Source organism: Plantibacter flavus (assembly GCF_051487245.1).
In the GTDB taxonomy this organism is placed as follows: Bacteria; Actinomycetota; Actinomycetes; order Actinomycetales; family Microbacteriaceae; genus Plantibacter; species Plantibacter flavus_B.
The window spans coordinates 1-17157 of the sequence record NZ_JAHVDH010000005.1 but is presented as its reverse complement, the minus strand read 5'-3'; the positions used below and the strand labels follow the sequence as shown (position 1 = coordinate 17157).

Below are 17157 nucleotides of genomic sequence, written 5' to 3'. Positions count from 1 at the left end.
ACTGGCGCATGACGACGGCCCTGCGGATCGATGATCTGCAGGGCCGTCGTCGTGTGCGACGGTCAGTCGCGGAAGGTCTCGATGGAGGCGCCGAGCGAGATGAGCCGTTCCTGGAGCTGCTCGTACCCGCGCGCGATGATGTCGACGTTGCGCAGCTCGCTGGTGCCCTTCGCCGCGAGCATCGCGAGGAGGATGACGACCGCCGGGCGGAGCGCCGGCGGGCAGCTGACCTCCGCCCCCGACCAGTGGGTCGGGCCGGAGACGTCGATCCGGTGCGGATCGCGGAGCCGGACGTTCGCGCCGAGCCGGGTGAGGTCGGTGAGATGGATGGCCCGGCCCTCGTACACCCAGTCGTGGATGAGGGTGTCTCCCTCGGCACACGCCGCGATGACGGCGAAGAACGGCAGGTTGTCGATGTTGAGGCCGGGGAACGGCATCGGGTGGATCTTGTCGATGGGTGCGTGCAGCTTGGACGGGTGCACGGTGATGTCGACGAGCCTCGTCCGGCCGTTTGCCGCCGGGTACTCGGCTGAGCGGGTGTGGCGCAGTCCCATCTCTCCGAGGGTCGCGAGCTCGATCTCCATGAACTCGATCGGCACCCGTGTCACGGTGATCTCGGAATCAGTGACGATGCCGGCGGTGAGGAGGCTCATGGCTTCGACCGGGTCCTCGCTCGGCCAGTAGTCCACGTCCTGGTCGATGACACTCCGCCCGGTGATCCGCAGGGTGGTGCTGCCGATGCCCTCGATGGTGATGCCGAGCAGTTCCAGGTAGAAGCACAGGTCCTGGACCATGTAGTTGGGGCTGGCGTTGCGGATGACCGTCACGCCGTCGCGCACGGCGGCGGCCATGATCGCGTTCTCCGTGACCGTGTCGCCGCGCTCGGTGAGGACGACGCTGAGCTCTTTCGGGACGTCGGGGGAGACGGTCGCCTGGTACCAACCGGCGGTCGCTTCGATCGAGAGGCCGAAGGGACGAAGTGCGATGAGATGGGGCTCGACCGTCCGGGTGCCGAGGTCGCAACCACCGGCGTAGGGGAGGGAGAAGCTGTTGTAGCGTCCGAGCAGCGGGCCGAGGAACATGAGGACGCTGCGAGTACGGCGCCCGGCGTCTTCGTCGATGCTCGTGAGCGAGAGGTCGGCGGGCACGTGGATCTCGACGTCCTGCCCGTCGGATGACCAGACGACGGAGACCCCGAGGCTGCGCAACACGTCGATGATGCGGTCGACCTCGACGATGCGGGCGATGCCGTGCAGCGTCGTCCGGCCGCGGTTCATCAACGCGGCGCAGAGGAGCGCGACCGACGCGTTCTTGCTGGATCGGACCTCGATGCTGCCGTGGAGTTGCCGGCCACCCTGCACCCGGAGGTGCGAGTTCTTCTTCTGCTCGCCGAACGTCACGATCTCGCTCTCGAGTGCCGTGCTGATGCGGCTGAGGAGGTCGATGCTGATGTTCTGGCTGCCCTGCTCGATGCGGTTGATCGCGCTCTGGCTGGTGCCCACCCGTTCGGCGAGTTGCGCCTGGGTGAGCTTGCGTCCTTGGCGGGCGCCTCTGATGAGGGCGCCGACCTGGCGGAGAGGGGCCGCAGGGTCGGTCCGGGTGAAGGTCGAAGTGTCTACCATGCCATCACTCTATCTCGGATATGAGATAAAACACCTCTAACGATGATTCGAAAGCGTGTCACTCGCGGGAGATACCCGCTGCGTGGTGTCAGTGGCAGGGGTGCTCTTGAACACTGTCGCGTACACGGGACCCGCGACCAACCAGATTCCGGCGATGAGGAGGAGGCGCAGTGCCATGCTCCAGATCACGTCCTCGTTGGCCTCGGCGAAGGACGACGGAACGGCCCAGCCCACCATGACCTGCATCGCGAGCAGGCCGACCACAGCGATACCCACGGCGAGCGCGACGCGTCGCCATTCGAGCCAGGCTGCGCGGACGTACGCCGGCCCTGACTTCGGCTTCTTGGCGGGAGCTGGTCCGTCGGCGAACCGGTGTGCGAACCAGGCATCCGTCTTCGTGATCAACGAGTGCCCGAACGCGATCGTGAAACCGAGGTAGATCGTCGCGATGAGGTGGCTGAAGTTCGGTTCGACGCCGCCCGCGAGGTCGACCGCCGTGAAGGTGAGGAGCAGGAGGTCGACGACCGGCACGCCGATGAGCATGATCGTGCTGAGTCGGCGGTTCCGGAGCAGGTAGCGGACGGCGAGTCCGCCGAACAGGAGGATCCAGAATGCGGCCTCCGCGCCGAGGATCGCCCAGATGAGCGGGCTGGTGCCGAAGAGTTCGGTGAAGGTGTCCATGCTTCGATGCTCCTCGCCGACGTCGTCCCTCGCATCCGGCGGGTCGCGGATCTTCAGGCCGCCAGGGTCAGCGGAACTGCGTATGCCTCGGTCCGTCGTCCGACGCTCGCGCCGGAGGTCGGTAGCTGGTGAGATGGGTGCATGACCGCTCTCGACCGTCCACGCCGCTGGGTGAGTCGTCACCGTCTCCCGCTGATCACGACCCTGTGTGCGGTGGTCGGCGTCATCCTCGGGCTCATCGGGTTCGTGATCCCGTGGCGAACGACGGTGACCGTCCCGCCGCTCTGGGCGTCGTTCGCCTTCCTCGCGGCGATCCTCGTGGCGCACCTGGGACGCCGACGCCGGCCGCTGACGATGCTCGCGGTGGGGGCACTCGTCGTCGTGGTCGAGGTTCTCGTCACCGGCGTGAGCGGCCTCGGGGTCCTCATCGTGCTCTCCGACCTCGCCTACGCCGCCGCACTCTACGCCGCCTCTCGAGTCGTCGACGTCGTCGCGGTCATCGGCACGGCAGTCTCGCTGGCCTCGGTGGCAGTGCTCGGCGTGACCTGGGCGACCGCCGGTGTCGAAGCCCTCGACCACCTGTCAGAAGGCCTGTTCCTCGGCTCGCTCATCACCGTGCCGGTGCTGCTCGCCAGCTCCATCTGGATCGGTCGCATGGTCCGGTACCCGCGGCTCGAGGCCCAGCGTGAACGCGAACGCGCAGACGCCGTCGAACACGCCTCAATGGCGCTCCGTCAGGATGCTGTCACCCGCGAACGCCTCGAACTCAGTCGCGAACTGCACGACGTGATCGCCGGCCACCTCTCGGCCATCGCCATGCAGTCCACCGCCGCTCTCGAACGGCAGGACATGACCGACCCGGTGCCCCTCCGTCGGAGCCTCGAGCTCGTCCGGTCGAGCAGCCTCGACGCCCTCACCGACATGCGCACCATGATCGACGTCCTCCGCGGGGATCCCGCCACCGCAGGGGTCACCGAAGCCCCGACGAGACTCACCGCCGACGAGATCGACCGAGCCGTCGCCGTCGCCGAGGCGAACGGCCTCGAGGTCGTCCTGTCGGCCGACGATGACGCAGCGCTCGCCGTCGTCCCGCCGCAGATCTCCGTCGTGGGGTTGCGTGCACTCGTCGAAGCGCTGACGAACGTCGCAAAGCATGCACCGGGTGCACGCACCGAGGTCGTGGTCAGCGTGGGAGCAGGCCTCCTCTCCGTGTCGATCGTCAATCCGCTCGCGCCCGCCACGGGTCCCACGGCGCTCGCCGGGTCCGGCGGGGTGGGACTCGTCGGGCTCGCTGAACGCGCCAGGCTCGTCGGAGGGGATCTCACCGCAGGGCCGGACGGCGCCTCGTGGCGGACCGTGCTGCATGCGCCGACCGGCGAGCGGGTGGCGTCATGATCCGGGTGCTCATCGCCGACGACCATGCCGCCGTGCGCGCGGGGCTCCGTGCGCTGCTCGACGAGCCGGTCGACATCGTCGTCGTCGGCGAGGTCGCCGACGGTGCCACGGTGGTCACTGCGACCGCCACGCACCGACCCGACGTCGTCCTGCTCGACGTGCAGATGCCGAGGGCTTCGGGCATCGACGCGATCCCGTCGATCCTCGCGGCGGCGACCCCGCCTCCGCAGGTGATCGTGCTCACCACCTTCGCGATCGACCGGTACGTCGACGACGCCCTCGCCGCCGGTGCGAGTGCGTTCCTCGTGAAGACGGTCTCCGCGGCCGGTCTCGTCGACGCGATCCGACGTGTGCACGATGGCGAGGCGGTGCTCGCCCCCGAGGTCACGCGACGGGTGCTCGACCGGCTCGCCGCGGCCCGACCGACTCCCAGCCCGGAACCCGAACCACCCCATCCCGGGCTCTCGTCGCTGACGCCGCGGGAACGCGACGTGCTCGTGCAGCTCGGCGCCGGGTTGAGCAACGCCGGAATCGCCGAAGCCCTCGGGCTCTCGGAGGCGACCGCCCGGACGCACGTGTCACGGATCCTCGTGAAGCTCGAGGCACGCTCACGCGTCCAGGCGGCGCTCATCGCGCAGCGTTCGGGGCTGGGTGAGGATTCGTCGGCTTCCTCCCAGTCGTAGTACGATCTCGACATGGCACGTTTCCAGGCACAGGGTTCTTCGCGGGCGATCACGCTCCGCGCCCTCCGCCGTCCCGTGTCCGCACGCGCTACCGCAGAGCGACGATAGGCGACCCGTGCACGCACCCGTCCAACGGACGGTGCGGCCAGCCCGGAGTCGCCGCCTCGTGTCCATCGAGAGTCCACTCAATAAGGTAGAGCCATGTCCTTCTCTGTAGCGGTAGCCGGAGCGTCCGGCTACGCAGGAGGCGAGCTGCTGCGGCTGCTCGCCGACCACCCACACTTCGACGTCCGGACGGTGACGGCCCACGCGAACGCCGGCCAGCCGCTCATCGAGCTCCAGCCACACCTGCGGTCGTTGCGGCACCTCACCCTCAGCGCGACCACGCCCGAAGTGCTCGCCGGTCACGACATCGTGTTCCTGGCCCTCCCGCACGGGAAGTCCGGTGACGTCACCGCCGCACTGCCGCCAGAGACGCTCGTCGTCGACTGCGGTGCTGATCACCGGCTGGTCGACGAGGGCGACTGGGCGGCGTTCTACGGTGGTGACTACTTCGGCGCCTGGGCCTACGGTGTGCCTGAGCTGCAGACGCGGACGGGTCGCGGCCGAGACGCACTCGTCGGCGCGAAGCGGATCGCGGCACCCGGCTGCAACGCGAGCACGGTCGCACTGTCGCTCGCTCCGGGGATCGCCGCCGGTGTGATCGAGCCGTTGGACCTCGTGTCGGTGCTCGCCGTCGGCCCGTCGGGTGCCGGCAAGAGCCTCAAGGTCAACCTCCTCGCCGCCGAGATCCTCGGCACCGCCAACCCCTACGCCGTCGGCGGCACGCACCGACACATCCCGGAGATCACCCAGAGCCTCAGGGCTGCTGGCGCTGATCGGGCGACGATCTCCTTCACTCCGGTCATCGTGCCCATGTCCCGCGGCATCCTCGCCACCTCCACGGCACGCATCGTGCCCGGTACCACGGCGGCCGAGGTCCGGGCGGCCTGGGTGGCGGCGTACGACGACGAGCCGTTCGTCCAGCTGCTCCCGGAGGGGTCGTTCCCGCGGACGGCGGACGTCCTCGGCGCGAACACGGCGCTCATCGGCCTCGCGGTCGACGAGGCGGCAGGGCGGGTGGTCGTCGTGACCGCCGTCGACAACCTGGTCAAGGGGACCGCCGGTGCGGCGGTCCAATCGGCGAACATCGCGCTCGGGCTCCCCGAGACGACCGGACTCAGCATGAATGGAGTGGCACCGTGAGTGTGACAGCAGCAGCAGGATTCCAGGCGGCCGGTGTGGCCTGTGGCCTCAAGGCCTCAGGCGGGCTCGACCTCGCCGTCGTCCACAACGTCGGACCGCTCCAGCACGCGGCGACCGTCTTCACGAGCAACCGGTGCAAGGCGAACCCGATCCTCTGGAGCGAGCAGGTGATGCAGGACGGCATCGTCTCGGCCATCGTGCTCAACTCCGGCGGCGCCAACTGCTACACCGGCACGCGCGGTTTCCAGACGACCCATGCGACCGCTGAGGCCGTCGCCGAGCGGCTTGCGATCTCTGCGAACGACGTGCTGGTCTGCTCCACCGGTCTCATCGGTGAGCAGCTCGATCTCGACAAGCTCACCGCGGGTGTCTGGGACGCCACCCGCGGGGTGCAGGACGACGGCTCCAGCGAGGCTGCGGGTCTTGCAGCGGCGACCGCGATCATGACGACGGACACCAAGCCGAAGCAGGCCGTGCAGCGTGCGGCTGCGGGGTGGACCGTCGGGGGGATGGCGAAGGGTGCTGGCATGCTGGCGCCGGGCCTCGCGACCATGCTCGTCGTCATCACGACAGACGCGGTCCTCGAGCCCGCAGCGCTCGACACGGCCCTGCGAGCAGCGACGCGGGTCACGTTCGACCGCCTCGACTCCGACGGCTGCATGTCGACCAACGACACGGTGTCCCTCCTGGCGTCCGGGTCGAGCGGAGTCACCCCTGATCACGGCGAGTTCACCGAGGCGCTCACCGCGGTGTGCCGCGACCTGACCCTGCAGCTGCAGGCCGACGCTGAGGGCGCCGCCCACGACGTCGCGATCGAGGTCGTCGGAGCGGCGTCAGAGGACGACGCGGTCGAGGTCGCCCGTGCGGTCTCACGCAGCAACCTCTTCAAGGCCGCGATCTTCGGCAACGACCCGAACTGGGGTCGAGTGCTCGCCGCCGTCGGCACGACGAACGCCGCGTTCGACCCCTACGGCATCGACGTCGCAATGAACGGGGTCCAGGTGTGCACTGCCGGGGAGCCCGACCAGCCACGCGAGCTCGTCGACCTGACGCCGCGCGCCGTGCACGTGCTGATCGACCTGCACGCGGGATCCACCGGCGCGACCATCTGGACCAACGACCTCACGCACGACTACGTGCATGAGAACAGCGCCTACGCGAGCTGACGATGACCGAGTATCGAGACAACTCCCCGGAGGAGGCGGCCACCAAGGCCGCCACCCTCATCGAGTCGCTGCCCTGGTTGAAGGCGTTCCGCGATCAGATCATCGTCGTGAAGTTCGGCGGCAACGCGATGGTGAGCGAGGAGCTCGCTCAGGCGTTCGCCGAGGACATGGTCTACCTCAGGTACGCCGGCTTGAAGCCCGTCGTCGTGCACGGCGGCGGCCCGCAGATCTCTGCGATGCTCGATCGCCTCGACATCCACAGCGAGTTCCGCGGCGGCTACCGGGTCACCACACCCGAGGCGATGAACGTCGTGCGCATGGTCCTCACGGGCCAGGTCAACCCGGAGCTCGTCGGCCGTATCAACGAGCACGGTCCGCTCGCCGCTGGCCTCTCGGGGGAGGACGCCGGACTGTTCGGCGGTCGCCGCCGGAGCATCGAGGTCGACGGAGAGACGGTCGACATCGGCCTCGTCGGTGACGTCGTGAGCGTCGACCCCGCCTCGGTGGAGGCATACCTCGAGTCCGGTCACATCCCGGTCGTCTCCTCGATCGCGCCGGACCTCGACCACCCGGGTCAGACGCTCAACGTGAACGCCGATGCGGCAGCGGCTGCGCTCGCCGTCGCGCTCGGCGCCGCCAAGCTCGTCATCCTCACCGACGTCGCCGGGCTGTACAGCGACTGGCCGAACCGCGACTCGCTCGTCTCGCAGATCAGCACCACCGAATTGCGCGCGATGCTGCCGTCGCTCGAATCGGGCATGATCCCGAAGATGACAGCCTGCCTCGACGCCGTCGACGGCGGCGTCGCGAAGGCGGCCATCATCGACGGGCGCGTGCCCCACTCCATCCTGCTCGAGGTGTTCACCCAGAACGGTTCCGGCACCGAGGTCGTCCCGGAGGACTCATGACCGACTGGAAGTCGCGCGTCGAACGCGACATGATGCGCACGTTCAATACCCCGATCGCGATGCTCACCCGCGGCGAGGGCTGCCATGTCTGGGACGCCGAAGGCACCCGCTATCTCGACTTCCTCGCGGGTATCGCGGTCAACGCGCTCGGCCACGCGCACCCGGCTTTCGTCGGCGCGATCACCCGCCAGGCGAACACGATCGCGCATGTGTCGAACTACTTCTCCAGCCCGCCGCAACTCGAGCTGGCGGCACGGTTGAAGCGGCTCGCCGGAGCCGAGGTGGATGGCCGGGTCTACTTCGCGAACTCGGGTGCCGAGGCAAACGAGGCGGCGTTCAAGCTGGCTCGCCTCAACAACAGCGGTGGCTCGCGCACCCGCGTCATCACGCTCGAGAACTCGTTCCACGGCCGGACGTTCGGTGCGCTCGCACTCACTGGGAAGCCCGCGCTGCAGGAGGGCTTCCACCCGCTGCCTGGTGGCGTCGAGCACATCGACAGCACCATCGAGGCACTCGAGGCGACGATCGACGAGCGTGTGGCGGCGCTCATCCTCGAACCCATCAAGGGCGAGGCCGGCGTCGTCGACCTCCCGGACGGCTTCCTCGAGCGGGCTCGAGAGCTCACCGAGGCACACGGCGTCCTGCTCATCATCGACGAGATCCAGACGGGAGCCGGTCGTACCGGCGAATGGTTCGCGTTCCAGCGGGCCGGTATCGTGCCGGACGCGATCACGGTCGCGAAGGGGATCGGTGGCGGGATGCCGATCGGTGCCCTGATCACGTTCGGCGCGGCGTCGGACCTCTTCGGGCCCGGGCAGCACGGCAGCACGTTCGGTGGGAATCCGCTCGCGACCGCGACCGCGAACGCCGTGCTCGAGGAGATCGAGCGTGCCGGCCTCGTGGAGAACGCCGCTGTCCGTGGTGCGCAGTTGCGCACGCTCATCGCCGAGCTCGACTCGCCCCTCGTCGAGGAGGTCCGAGGACACGGTCTCCTCATCGGCATCGGGCTCACCGCGCCCGTCGCGGCCGAACTCTCCACGGCGGCCTTCGAACGGGGGCTCATCATCAACGCCCCGAACGCCACCAGCATCCGAATCGCTCCACCCCTCATCATCGGCGACGCCGAGATCGAGGAGTTCTCCACGCTCTTCCGGGCCGCGCTCGACGCCGTCCAGGCGTGACCGGCCGCCGACCTCACACGAACAGGACCACACATGACCCGTCACTTCCTTCGCGACGACGACCTCTCTCCCGCTGAACAGGCGCAGATCCTCGATCTCGCTGCCGAGCTGAAGCGCGACCGCTGGTCGCGCAAACCGCTCGCCGGTCCTCAGACCGTCGCGGTGATCTTCGACAAGTCCTCCACGCGCACCCGCGTCTCCTTCGCTGTCGGCATCGCCGACCTCGGCGGTTCGCCGCTCATCATCTCCACCGCGAACAGCCAGTTGGGTGGCAAGGAGACCGCCGCTGACACCGCGCGGGTGCTCGAACGCCAGGTCGCCGCGATCGTCTGGCGCACCTACGCGCAGTCCGGACTCGAGGAGATCTCCGACGGCACCACCGTGCCCGTCGTCAACGCCCTGTCCGATGACTTCCACCCGTGTCAGCTCCTCGCCGACCTCCTCACCATCCGGGAGCACAAGGGCGAGCTCGCCGGGCTCACGCTGTCGTTCTTCGGCGACGGCGCGAGCAACATGGCGCACTCGTACCTGCTCGCCGGCGCGACCGCCGGGATGCACGTGCGGATCGCGGCGCCGGCCGAGTTCGCTCCAGCCGCCGCCGTCGTGGCCGATGCTGAGCGGATCGCAGCGTCGACGGGTGGTTCCGTGCTCGTCACGGCGGATCCGGATCTCGCTGCCGACGGCGCAGACGTCATGATCACCGACACCTGGGTGTCGATGGGCAAGGAGTCGGAGAAGGCCTCACGCGTCGCGATCTTCGGCGCCTACCGGGTGGACCGTCGCCTCATGGGGCTCGCCGCGAGCGATGCCGTGTTCATGCACTGCCTGCCGGCCGATCGTGGCTTCGAGGTCGAGGCAGAGGTCATCGACGGTGCCCAGAGCATCATCTGGGACGAGGCGGAGAACCGTCTGCACGCGCAGAAGGCCCTGCTCGTCTGGTTGCTCGAGCAGCAGGACACCGAGCGGGCCACGGCCTGAAGACACCCCTCGGCTCCGGCCGATCCCGTTCGACAGTCTCGGCATCGCGCCGGGCATCAGCAGCACAGGAGAGTACCGTGGCAGATCAGCAGAACCGAGCCGGCGAATCCGGAGCCCTCTGGGGTGGTCGATTCGCGAGCGGACCGTCCCCGGAGCTCGCGCGGTTGAGTAAGTCGACGCAGTTCGACTGGGTCCTCGCGGCGTACGACATCGCCGGTTCGCGGGCGCACGCAAAGGCACTGGCCTCCGCCGGGTACCTCGACGACACGGAACTGGCAGGGATGCTCGAAGCGCTCGACGTGCTCGACGCGGACGTCGCGAGCGGGGTGTTCGTCGCCGCCGAGAGCGATGAGGACGTCCACTCGGCGCTCGAGCGAGGGCTCGTGGAGCGTGCCGGCAAGGAGCTGGGCGGCAAGCTGCGCGCCGGGCGCAGCCGGAACGACCAGATCGCGACGCTCGTCCGTCTGTACCTCATCGACCACGGCCGGGTGATCGCGCGTGACGTCGTGCACCTGATCGACGCGATCGTGTCCCAGGCCGAAGCGCACCCGGGTGCGGCGATGCCCGGTCGGACCCACCTCCAGCACGCACAGCCGGTCCTGCTCGCCCACCAGCTCCTGGCGCACGCCTGGCCGCTCACCCGCGACCTGGAACGCCTCCGTGACTGGCTCGCTCGCGCGAGCGCCTCACCGTACGGCTCGGGTGCACTCGCCGGCAGCTCGCTCGGTCTGGATCCCGTGCTCGTCGCGCACGAACTCGGCCTCGACCGTCCGACGGAGAACTCGATCGACGCGACCGCGAGCCGCGACGTCGTGGCAGAGTTCGCCTTCATCACCTCGCTCATCGGCATCAACCTCTCCCGTTTCGCCGAGGAGATCATCGTCTGGAACACTCGTGAGTTCGGGTTCGTCACGCTGGACGACGCGTACTCGACGGGTTCGAGCATCATGCCGCAGAAGAAGAACCCCGACATCGCCGAGCTCGCGCGCGGGAAGTCCGGCCGTCTGATCGGCAACCTGACCGGTCTGCTCGCGACGCTCAAGGCTCTGCCGCTCGCCTACAACCGCGACCTCCAGGAGGACAAGGAGCCGGTCTTCGACTCCGTGGGCCAGCTCGAGGTCCTGTTGCCAGCGTTCACCGGCATGGTGGCCACGCTCCGTTTCGACACCGCACGGCTCCGTGAACTCGCGCCGGAGGGGTTCTCGCTCGCGACCGACGTCGCCGAGTGGTTGGTCAAACAGGGGGTGGCGTTCCGCGACGCGCACGAGATCAGCGGCGAGCTCGTCCGGTACTGCGAGGAGCGCGGGCTCGCGCTCCACGAACCCGATGACGCGGCGCTCCTCGGGGTGTCGTCGCACCTCACGCCGGACGTCCGGAGTGTGCTGACGGTCGACGGATCGATCGGCAGTCGCCTCGGAGCCGGTGGCACGGCGCCCGAGCGGGTGCAGGACCAGCTCACGACGCTCGTGACGCGTGTCGGCGAGCTGTCGCACGCGCTCTCCCTGTAGCGATTCGCAGTCCGGATGACCAGCGCTGGCATGCTCCGTGCGATGACGGCGGGTTCAGCGCTCGAGGTCGCTCCTGCGCTGCTGGGCGCGGTGTTGTCGCACACGACCGAGGAGGGCACGGTGTCCGTGCGCCTGACCGAGGTCGAGGCGTACCTCGGTGTCGGGGAGGATCCGGGCTCGCATGCGCATCGTGGGCGGACGCCGCGGACGGCGCCGATGTTCGGGCCTCCCGGGCACCTGTACGCGTACTTCACCTACGGCATGCACGTGTGCGTCAATGTCGTGTGCTCGCCGGTCGGGACGGCTTCGGCGGTGTTGTTGCGCGCCGGCGAAGTCGTGGCCGGGCAGGACCTCGCGGCGATGCGTCGTGGTGCTCAGGTGCGTGCGCGGGATCTCGCGCGCGGCCCGGCCAGATTGACCGTCGCACTCGGCATCGCTCTCGGGCAGTCGGGGGACGACCTCTCGATCGCGCCCTTCTCCCTCGTGCTCCCGGAGCAGCGCGCGGCAGTGATCGTGAGTGGTCCGCGCACCGGCGTGAGTGGCATCGGCGGCGGTGCCGCCTACCCGTGGCGGTTCACCCTCCCGGGCGAGCCGACCGTCTCGCCGTATCGACGGTCACCGCGCGCACTCGAGTGAGGCGCTGACGGGACGTCGTCGCTCGGCGTTTCAGCCACGTGCGAGCAGCAGGATCGCCGCGACACCGGCGGCCCACAGCAGGCTCGCGAGTGAACCGATGATGAACCGTTCCCGGGCCTCGGCCGAGTCGAGCTCGCTGAACCGTCCGACGCCCTTGACGGCGACGATGACCGCGATGGCCTCGGGATACCCGGCGAACAGCGCGGCCACGAGGGCGAGTCGCTCGAGGACGCCGATCGTCGTCCCGCCGCGGAGCACCTCGATCGGTCGTCCGATGACCTGTGGCGAGGTGGTCGACGGCTTTCGTTCGATCATGATGCCGCCGTGCACACCCTGAGGGACTGTGCCTTTCGTGGCCAAGGTCAGCACGAGCGCCGCCACGGGGCCTCCGCCGATGACGGCGAGCAGCAGGACGAAGGTGCCGAGAAGCAGCAGGGCTGGTCCGGTGGGTGGGACGGCGGGGAGCAGCGTCGTCGCCAGGGCGGCCACGGCCATGAGGGCGGTGAGCGCGACCATCAGGCTGTCCGCGAGCCGGCTCGCGAGGAATCGACCGAGGAGCAGGAACACGAGGGCGCTCCCGAGGAACCCGGTGACGGTCGGCCAGGTGATGGCGGTGGTCGCGAAGACGTTCATCGCGTGTCCTCTCGGTGGTGGCGTCCGGGTCGGTCGAGGTCGGTGAGGAGACGCACGATGGCTTCGGTCGCGGCGGCCTCGGCGCGGATGCCGGCGACGGCGACCCGCCGACTCACCGAACTCTCGGTGAGACCGAGTCGTGTCGCTGCCTCGGCCTGGGTCAGACCCTCGTGCAGGAGGTCGGCGACCTCCCAACCGCCCGCCGTCCGGCGCTCCCTGAGGTGCAGGAGGAGGACGATGAGCGCTTCGAGGTCTGCGCCGCGCTGTGCGTCGGAGGCGCTGAGCGCGAATCGGAGGGGCGCCTTCTTCGCGCGGGTCACGGCGTCGCGGGCGGCGTAGAACGCTGCGCCGGTCGCTGCCCTGGTGCTTGTGGGGAGCGGTGTCCGAACGTCGCCCTGCCCGAGGCCGACGCTCCACCCGCTGTCGCGGAGGAGGTCGAGGGCGATCGTCAACGCGATGCCGGCATCGTCGGTCGCGAGTTGGAACTCGTCGCCGGCCGTGCGATCGGCCGCCAGGAGCAGTCGGTCGCGGTAGCGTGCGTTGAGGAGGTCGACGGCGTGGCCGGCACGGTCGACGTTCGAGCGGCTCGCGATCTGGTCGACGGTCAGGACGTACACGGTGCTCCTCTCGACATGCAGCTCCCACTGACAGTACCTCGAACATGCAGATATTTCCACAACTCACGAATATGATAGATATTCCTGCAAGTCCCTCCGTCCTCGCAGCCTGGTCGCCGAGCCGTGTCGGCACCCGTCGCTGATAGCCTTGCAGGCGTGTCGAACCTCGCTCTTCCCGCCCAGCGCAACGATCCAGCCTTCGCCGACGTCTGGGAGGAGCTCGTCTGGCGCGGGCTCGTCCACGTGTCGACCGACCAGCATGAGCTCAAGGAGCTGCTCGGTGGGGAACCGATCACGTACTACTGCGGCTTCGACCCGACGGCACCGAGTCTGCATCTCGGAAACCTCGTGCAGCTCCTCGTCATGCGTCGACTGCAGCTGGCCGGACACAAGCCGCTCGGTCTCGTCGGCGGGTCGACCGGCCTCATCGGTGATCCGCGCCCGACGGCGGAGCGCACGCTCAACACCCCGGACACCGTCGCCGAGTGGGTCGGCTCGTTGCGGGCGCAGATCGAGCGCTTCCTGAGCTTCGAGGGCGACAACGCAGCACGCATGGTCAACAACCTCGACTGGACGGCCCCGTTGTCGGCGATCGACTTCCTCCGTGAAATCGGCAAGCACTACCGCGTCGGCACCATGCTGAAGAAGGACGCCGTCAGCGCCAGGCTGAACTCCGACGCCGGTATCAGCTACACGGAGTTCAGCTACCAGATCCTCCAGGGCATGGACTACCTCGAGCTCTACCGGACGCACGGATGCGTCCTGCAGACGGGCGGCAGCGACCAGTGGGGCAATCTCACGAGTGGCACCGACCTCATCCACCGGGTGGAGCGCGCGACGGTGCACGCGATCGGGACGCCACTGATCACGAACTCGGACGGCACGAAGTTCGGCAAGAGCGAAGGAAACGCCGTCTGGCTCGATGCCAGCATGACGAGCCCGTACGCCTTCTACCAGTTCTGGGTCAACACCGACGACGCCGATGTCATCGCCCGATTGAAGGTCTTCACGTTCTTCGAACGCGAGGAGATCGAGCGCCTCGCTGCGGCGACCGAGACGGAGCCGTTCAAGCGTGAAGCGCAGAAGACGCTGGCATACGCGGTCACCTCGCTCGTCCATGGCGTGGAGGCGACTGAGGCAGCCATCGCGGCGTCGGCTGCGCTCTTCGGTCAGGGGGATCTCGAAGCACTCGACGCCGAGACCCTGCGCTCTGCGGTGCGGGAGCTGCCGAACACCGAGGTCGCCCCTGGCACGCTCGTGATCCAGGCGCTCGCCGACACGCAGCTCTGCGCGAGCCTCGGTGAGGCTCGTCGTGCCGTGGCGCAGGGCGGTGTCTCGGTCAACAACGTCAAGATCGACGACGCGGAATCGACGTTCGACGGCCGCTTCCTCGCCGGTGGAGTCGCTGTGCTTCGCCGCGGGAAGCGCACGCTCGCCGGTGCCGTCCTCACCACCGACCTCGGCGGGTCCTCCGCCTGATCGGCGGGCGACGGACGCTGTCGCCCGCCCTCCGAACCTGAAGGGGATGCTCCGAGTGCAGCTCTGCGAGGCCTGCGGCACCGAGATCGTCGATCCGCGCGAAGGCGTGTGTCCGTCGTGTGGCTGCATGATGCCCCTGCAGACGGCATCCACGCCGACGCAAGCTGATGTCGACACCGCCCGTGCTCAGGAGGATGCTCCGGCGGACGACGCCTCGGACGCCCACGCTGCACCGGTTGAGACCGCTGTCGGCAGTGTCGAGTCGTCGGCGCCGCCCGCAGCGCGCGGGGTGACCGGTGATGCCGATCCGATCGACGCGACCGGCACCGACGCCGGCACGGCCGCCCACGATGCGCCCGTGACCGCAGACGTCCTGACCTCGGCGCAACCACCCGGAACGACTGCGGCCCAGCAGCCCGAACTGACGTCCGCGACGGGCGAAGCTGACACGATCGCCGCGCCGGCCTTCGCGGCCCCCGCCCCGAACGACGGAGCGTCCGACCCCGATGCGCAGACTCCATCGCCGCAGGGCGGACCGACGATCGTCGGAGGGGCTGCCGTCGGCATGGCACAGGCGCAGTGGCACCCGGATTCGCTGCCGCAGCGAATGTCGAGACGCCCGAGGAAACGGTTCTGGGTGATCGTCGGGGCGGCGGCGCTCGCGGTCATCGCCGCGGTGATCGCCATCGTGCTGGTCGTCACCAGCGCGGTGCCGCCCCGCATCGAGGGTCTCGCGCTCCTCCGCGATCTGCCGACCAAACCGGTGATCGGGGCGTGGGAGCTCGAACACCCGTTGTCCGGCGAAGTGCCGGCCGGCGACGAGATCTACCTGAACGGCTACACGGCCGGGCCGAGCACGGCGCTGCTGGTGTGGTCCACTGATCGTCCGCTGGCCGCAGCCGACGTGTCGGATGCGCCGGGGGAGACCAGGATCTCGCTCGTGAACACCGCGAACGGTCACACGCTGTGGGAGCGCCGGGTCACCGAGCTGTCCGACGAGTTCGACCGGTTCGACGCACCCGTCGTGGTGTCGCCACCCGATGCGGCGGCGATCGTGCTCAGCCAGGGCGACCTGATGGTGTCGGTCAGTCGGCGGGACGGCCGTGTGGTGTCGACCTCTTCCGAGCACTCGAGCGTCGAAGGCATCGGTTTCGCCGACTTCGCGGCGCCGGCTGCGTTCGTCCCCGGCCTCGACGGCGACCTCCTGATCTCCTCGACCATCGACGGGACCGGGACGGTCGGGAGATATCGATCGACGGATCTGACCGACCCGATCTGGGAGGTGAGCGGCGACGCGGGGGAGCGCGCGACGACGGCCGGTGACAAGCTCTTCTTCGACGACAGCGTGTATTCGCTCGAGGATGGTGCGGAGATCCCCTGGGAGGGGGAGCTCACCTGGTACTACCAACAGCTCGGCCGCGACCTCGTCGCGATCGACTACTCGGGCAACGACACGACGATCCGCGGTGTCGACGGCTCGACGGGCGCTGAGCGGTGGACAGTGACGTCCGCGCTGCCCGTCGTGCTGGATGCGAGCGGACTGCTCGTCGTCGCCGACCAGTCGGGGCAGCACGTGCGTCGGTTGGACCCGCGGACCGGTGACGTCGAATGGACCAGCCAACTGACCAGCACCTGGGACGGCACGTACACCGTCGGCGACACGATCATGCTCGGCGATGGTGCAGGCGGGTACACGGGCATCAGCGCGCGGACCGGAGAGGTCCGGTACGAGGAGGGCGACGCCGCGGGGAGTCTCGTCGGTTACAGCGAGCGGACGCTCCTGCTCACCCTCGACGGGAAACTGGTCGGGATCGACGCCACGACGGGGGAGCGCAGCTGGTCGGTTCCGGAGGCGGGCGACGCGTACGGTTTCGCAGCGTGGGGCGGGAGCGCTGTCGCCCTTGCTTCGGTCCTCCCGGCCGGCTCCACCGAGCCCGCCGTCTTGAGCGTCAGTGACCCGTCAGACCGATGATCCGCGTGTTTCCGGGCGACACGCCCGGGATGCGGGCGCGATTTGCCACGACCTGGCGTCCTGCGTAAAGTAATCACTCGTCACCCCAAAGGTGCGGGAAGCGGAAGAGCTTCCCGGCCTCAAGTGGGACTGATACCCAGCCAAAAGCTGAGCATCTCGTCGTGAGCAAGACTCACACTTGAGATTGCCTCGCTTCAAGACTAGGTTGGAACTTCCCAGATCTCGGGTCATCGAGGCGGTGAGGATCAGGTGGACTCTGTCCGCTCGATCAGCTCCTGGTTCGATTTGACAAGAACCGAAGACATGGTAAGTTAGAGAAGTTGCCCTGCAGGGCGGTCGTGATGGCCAAAGGCAGGAGCATCCGATCCTTGAGAACTCAACAGCGTGCACAATGTCAAATGCCAAAAACCTCGTGCTGGTGATGCCTTCCTTTTCTGGTTGGTTGATCTTGCA

At 68.6% G+C, this 17157-nt stretch carries 15 protein-coding genes; 11 read left to right on the top strand and 4 right to left on the bottom strand.

Annotated elements, in window-relative coordinates; genetic code table 11:
* Window positions 1-62: 62 nt before the first annotated feature.
* On the bottom strand, window positions 63-1622 hold the full coding sequence (locus KXS11_RS13065) for a helix-turn-helix domain-containing protein (protein WP_437386038.1): 1560 nt from the start codon (window positions 1620-1622) through the stop codon (window positions 63-65).
* 36 nt (window positions 1623-1658) lie between these two features.
* Window positions 1659-2303: a hypothetical protein gene (locus KXS11_RS13060; RefSeq protein WP_437386037.1), complete on the bottom strand. Its 645-nt coding sequence runs from the start codon at window positions 2301-2303 to the stop codon at window positions 1659-1661.
* A 141-nt stretch (window positions 2304-2444) separates the two neighbouring features.
* On the opposite strand from KXS11_RS13060, the gene KXS11_RS13055 reads away from it, so the two are divergent.
* From KXS11_RS13055 to KXS11_RS13015, 9 genes are all read left to right on the top strand, one after another.
* Entirely contained in the window at window positions 2445-3698 is a 1254-nt protein-coding gene (locus KXS11_RS13055; RefSeq protein ID WP_437386036.1) for a sensor histidine kinase, read from the top strand.
* Window positions 3695-4381: a response regulator transcription factor gene (locus tag KXS11_RS13050; RefSeq protein WP_437386035.1), complete on the top strand. Its 687-nt coding sequence runs from the start codon at window positions 3695-3697 to the stop codon at window positions 4379-4381. The genes KXS11_RS13055 and KXS11_RS13050 overlap by 4 nt, the downstream gene beginning before the upstream one ends.
* 201 nt (window positions 4382-4582) lie before the next feature.
* Window positions 4583-5626 carry an N-acetyl-gamma-glutamyl-phosphate reductase gene (gene argC / locus KXS11_RS13045; protein WP_437386034.1) on the top strand — a complete coding sequence of 348 codons (1044 nt, stop codon included), beginning with the start codon at window positions 4583-4585 and terminating at the stop codon, window positions 5624-5626.
* Entirely contained in the window at window positions 5623-6792 is a 1170-nt protein-coding gene (gene argJ / locus KXS11_RS13040; protein ID WP_437386033.1) for a bifunctional glutamate N-acetyltransferase/amino-acid acetyltransferase ArgJ, read from the top strand. The genes argC and argJ overlap by 4 nt, the downstream gene beginning before the upstream one ends.
* Window positions 6793-6794: 2 nt before the next feature.
* Window positions 6795-7700 (top strand): acetylglutamate kinase, encoded by a 906-nt coding sequence (argB, locus tag KXS11_RS13035; RefSeq protein WP_437386032.1) that lies wholly within the window; start codon window positions 6795-6797, stop codon window positions 7698-7700.
* Window positions 7697-8881, top strand: a complete 1185-nt coding sequence (locus tag KXS11_RS13030) for an acetylornithine transaminase (RefSeq protein WP_437386031.1) — start codon at window positions 7697-7699, stop codon at window positions 8879-8881. The genes argB and KXS11_RS13030 overlap by 4 nt, the downstream gene beginning before the upstream one ends.
* Before the next feature lie 33 nt (window positions 8882-8914).
* Window positions 8915-9859, top strand: coding sequence for an ornithine carbamoyltransferase (argF, locus tag KXS11_RS13025; RefSeq protein WP_437386030.1), 945 nt, complete (start codon window positions 8915-8917; stop codon window positions 9857-9859).
* 77 nt (window positions 9860-9936) lie between these two features.
* Window positions 9937-11367, top strand: coding sequence for an argininosuccinate lyase (argH, locus tag KXS11_RS13020; protein WP_437386029.1), 1431 nt, complete (start codon window positions 9937-9939; stop codon window positions 11365-11367).
* 15 nt (window positions 11368-11382) lie between these two features.
* Window positions 11383-12003 carry a DNA-3-methyladenine glycosylase gene (locus tag KXS11_RS13015; RefSeq protein ID WP_437386028.1) on the top strand — a complete coding sequence of 207 codons (621 nt, stop codon included), beginning with the start codon at window positions 11383-11385 and terminating at the stop codon, window positions 12001-12003.
* A 30-nt stretch (window positions 12004-12033) separates the two neighbouring features.
* Here the strand turns inward: KXS11_RS13015 and KXS11_RS13010 are convergent, their stop codons facing one another.
* Window positions 12034-12636: a hypothetical protein gene (locus KXS11_RS13010; protein WP_437386027.1), complete on the bottom strand. Its 603-nt coding sequence runs from the start codon at window positions 12634-12636 to the stop codon at window positions 12034-12036.
* A complete protein-coding gene (locus KXS11_RS13005; RefSeq protein WP_437386026.1) occupies window positions 12633-13253 on the bottom strand; it encodes a DNA-binding protein in 621 nt (206 codons plus the stop codon). Before KXS11_RS13005 ends, KXS11_RS13010 begins: the two co-directional genes overlap by 4 nt.
* Before the next feature lie 156 nt (window positions 13254-13409).
* Here KXS11_RS13005 and tyrS point away from each other — a divergent pair, with 156 nt between their 5' ends.
* Window positions 13410-14732, top strand: a complete 1323-nt coding sequence (tyrS, locus tag KXS11_RS13000) for a tyrosine--tRNA ligase (protein ID WP_437386025.1) — start codon at window positions 13410-13412, stop codon at window positions 14730-14732.
* Between the two features lie 127 nt (window positions 14733-14859).
* On the top strand, window positions 14860-16704 hold the full coding sequence (locus KXS11_RS12995) for an outer membrane protein assembly factor BamB family protein (protein WP_437386023.1): 1845 nt from the start codon (window positions 14860-14862) through the stop codon (window positions 16702-16704).
* Window positions 16705-17157: the final 453 nt, after the last annotated feature.

Coding starts and splice junctions, on each gene's coding strand:
- KXS11_RS12995 (WP_437386023.1), top strand. CDS start 14,860: ATGATGCCCCTGCAGACGGCATCCACGCCGACGCAAGCTGATGTCGAC.
- KXS11_RS13060 (WP_437386037.1), bottom strand. CDS start 2,303: ATGGACACCTTCACCGAACTCTTCGGCACCAGCCCGCTCATCTGGGCG.
- KXS11_RS13065 (WP_437386038.1), bottom strand. CDS start 1,622: ATGGTAGACACTTCGACCTTCACCCGGACCGACCCTGCGGCCCCTCTC.
- KXS11_RS13030 (WP_437386031.1), top strand. CDS start 7,697: ATGACCGACTGGAAGTCGCGCGTCGAACGCGACATGATGCGCACGTTC.
- argC (WP_437386034.1), top strand. CDS start 4,583: ATGTCCTTCTCTGTAGCGGTAGCCGGAGCGTCCGGCTACGCAGGAGGC.
- argF (WP_437386030.1), top strand. CDS start 8,915: ATGACCCGTCACTTCCTTCGCGACGACGACCTCTCTCCCGCTGAACAG.
- KXS11_RS13050 (WP_437386035.1), top strand. CDS start 3,695: ATGATCCGGGTGCTCATCGCCGACGACCATGCCGCCGTGCGCGCGGGG.
- KXS11_RS13055 (WP_437386036.1), top strand. CDS start 2,445: ATGACCGCTCTCGACCGTCCACGCCGCTGGGTGAGTCGTCACCGTCTC.
- KXS11_RS13015 (WP_437386028.1), top strand. CDS start 11,383: ATGACCAGCGCTGGCATGCTCCGTGCGATGACGGCGGGTTCAGCGCTC.
- argB (WP_437386032.1), top strand. CDS start 6,795: ATGACCGAGTATCGAGACAACTCCCCGGAGGAGGCGGCCACCAAGGCC.
- KXS11_RS13010 (WP_437386027.1), bottom strand. CDS start 12,636: ATGAACGTCTTCGCGACCACCGCCATCACCTGGCCGACCGTCACCGGG.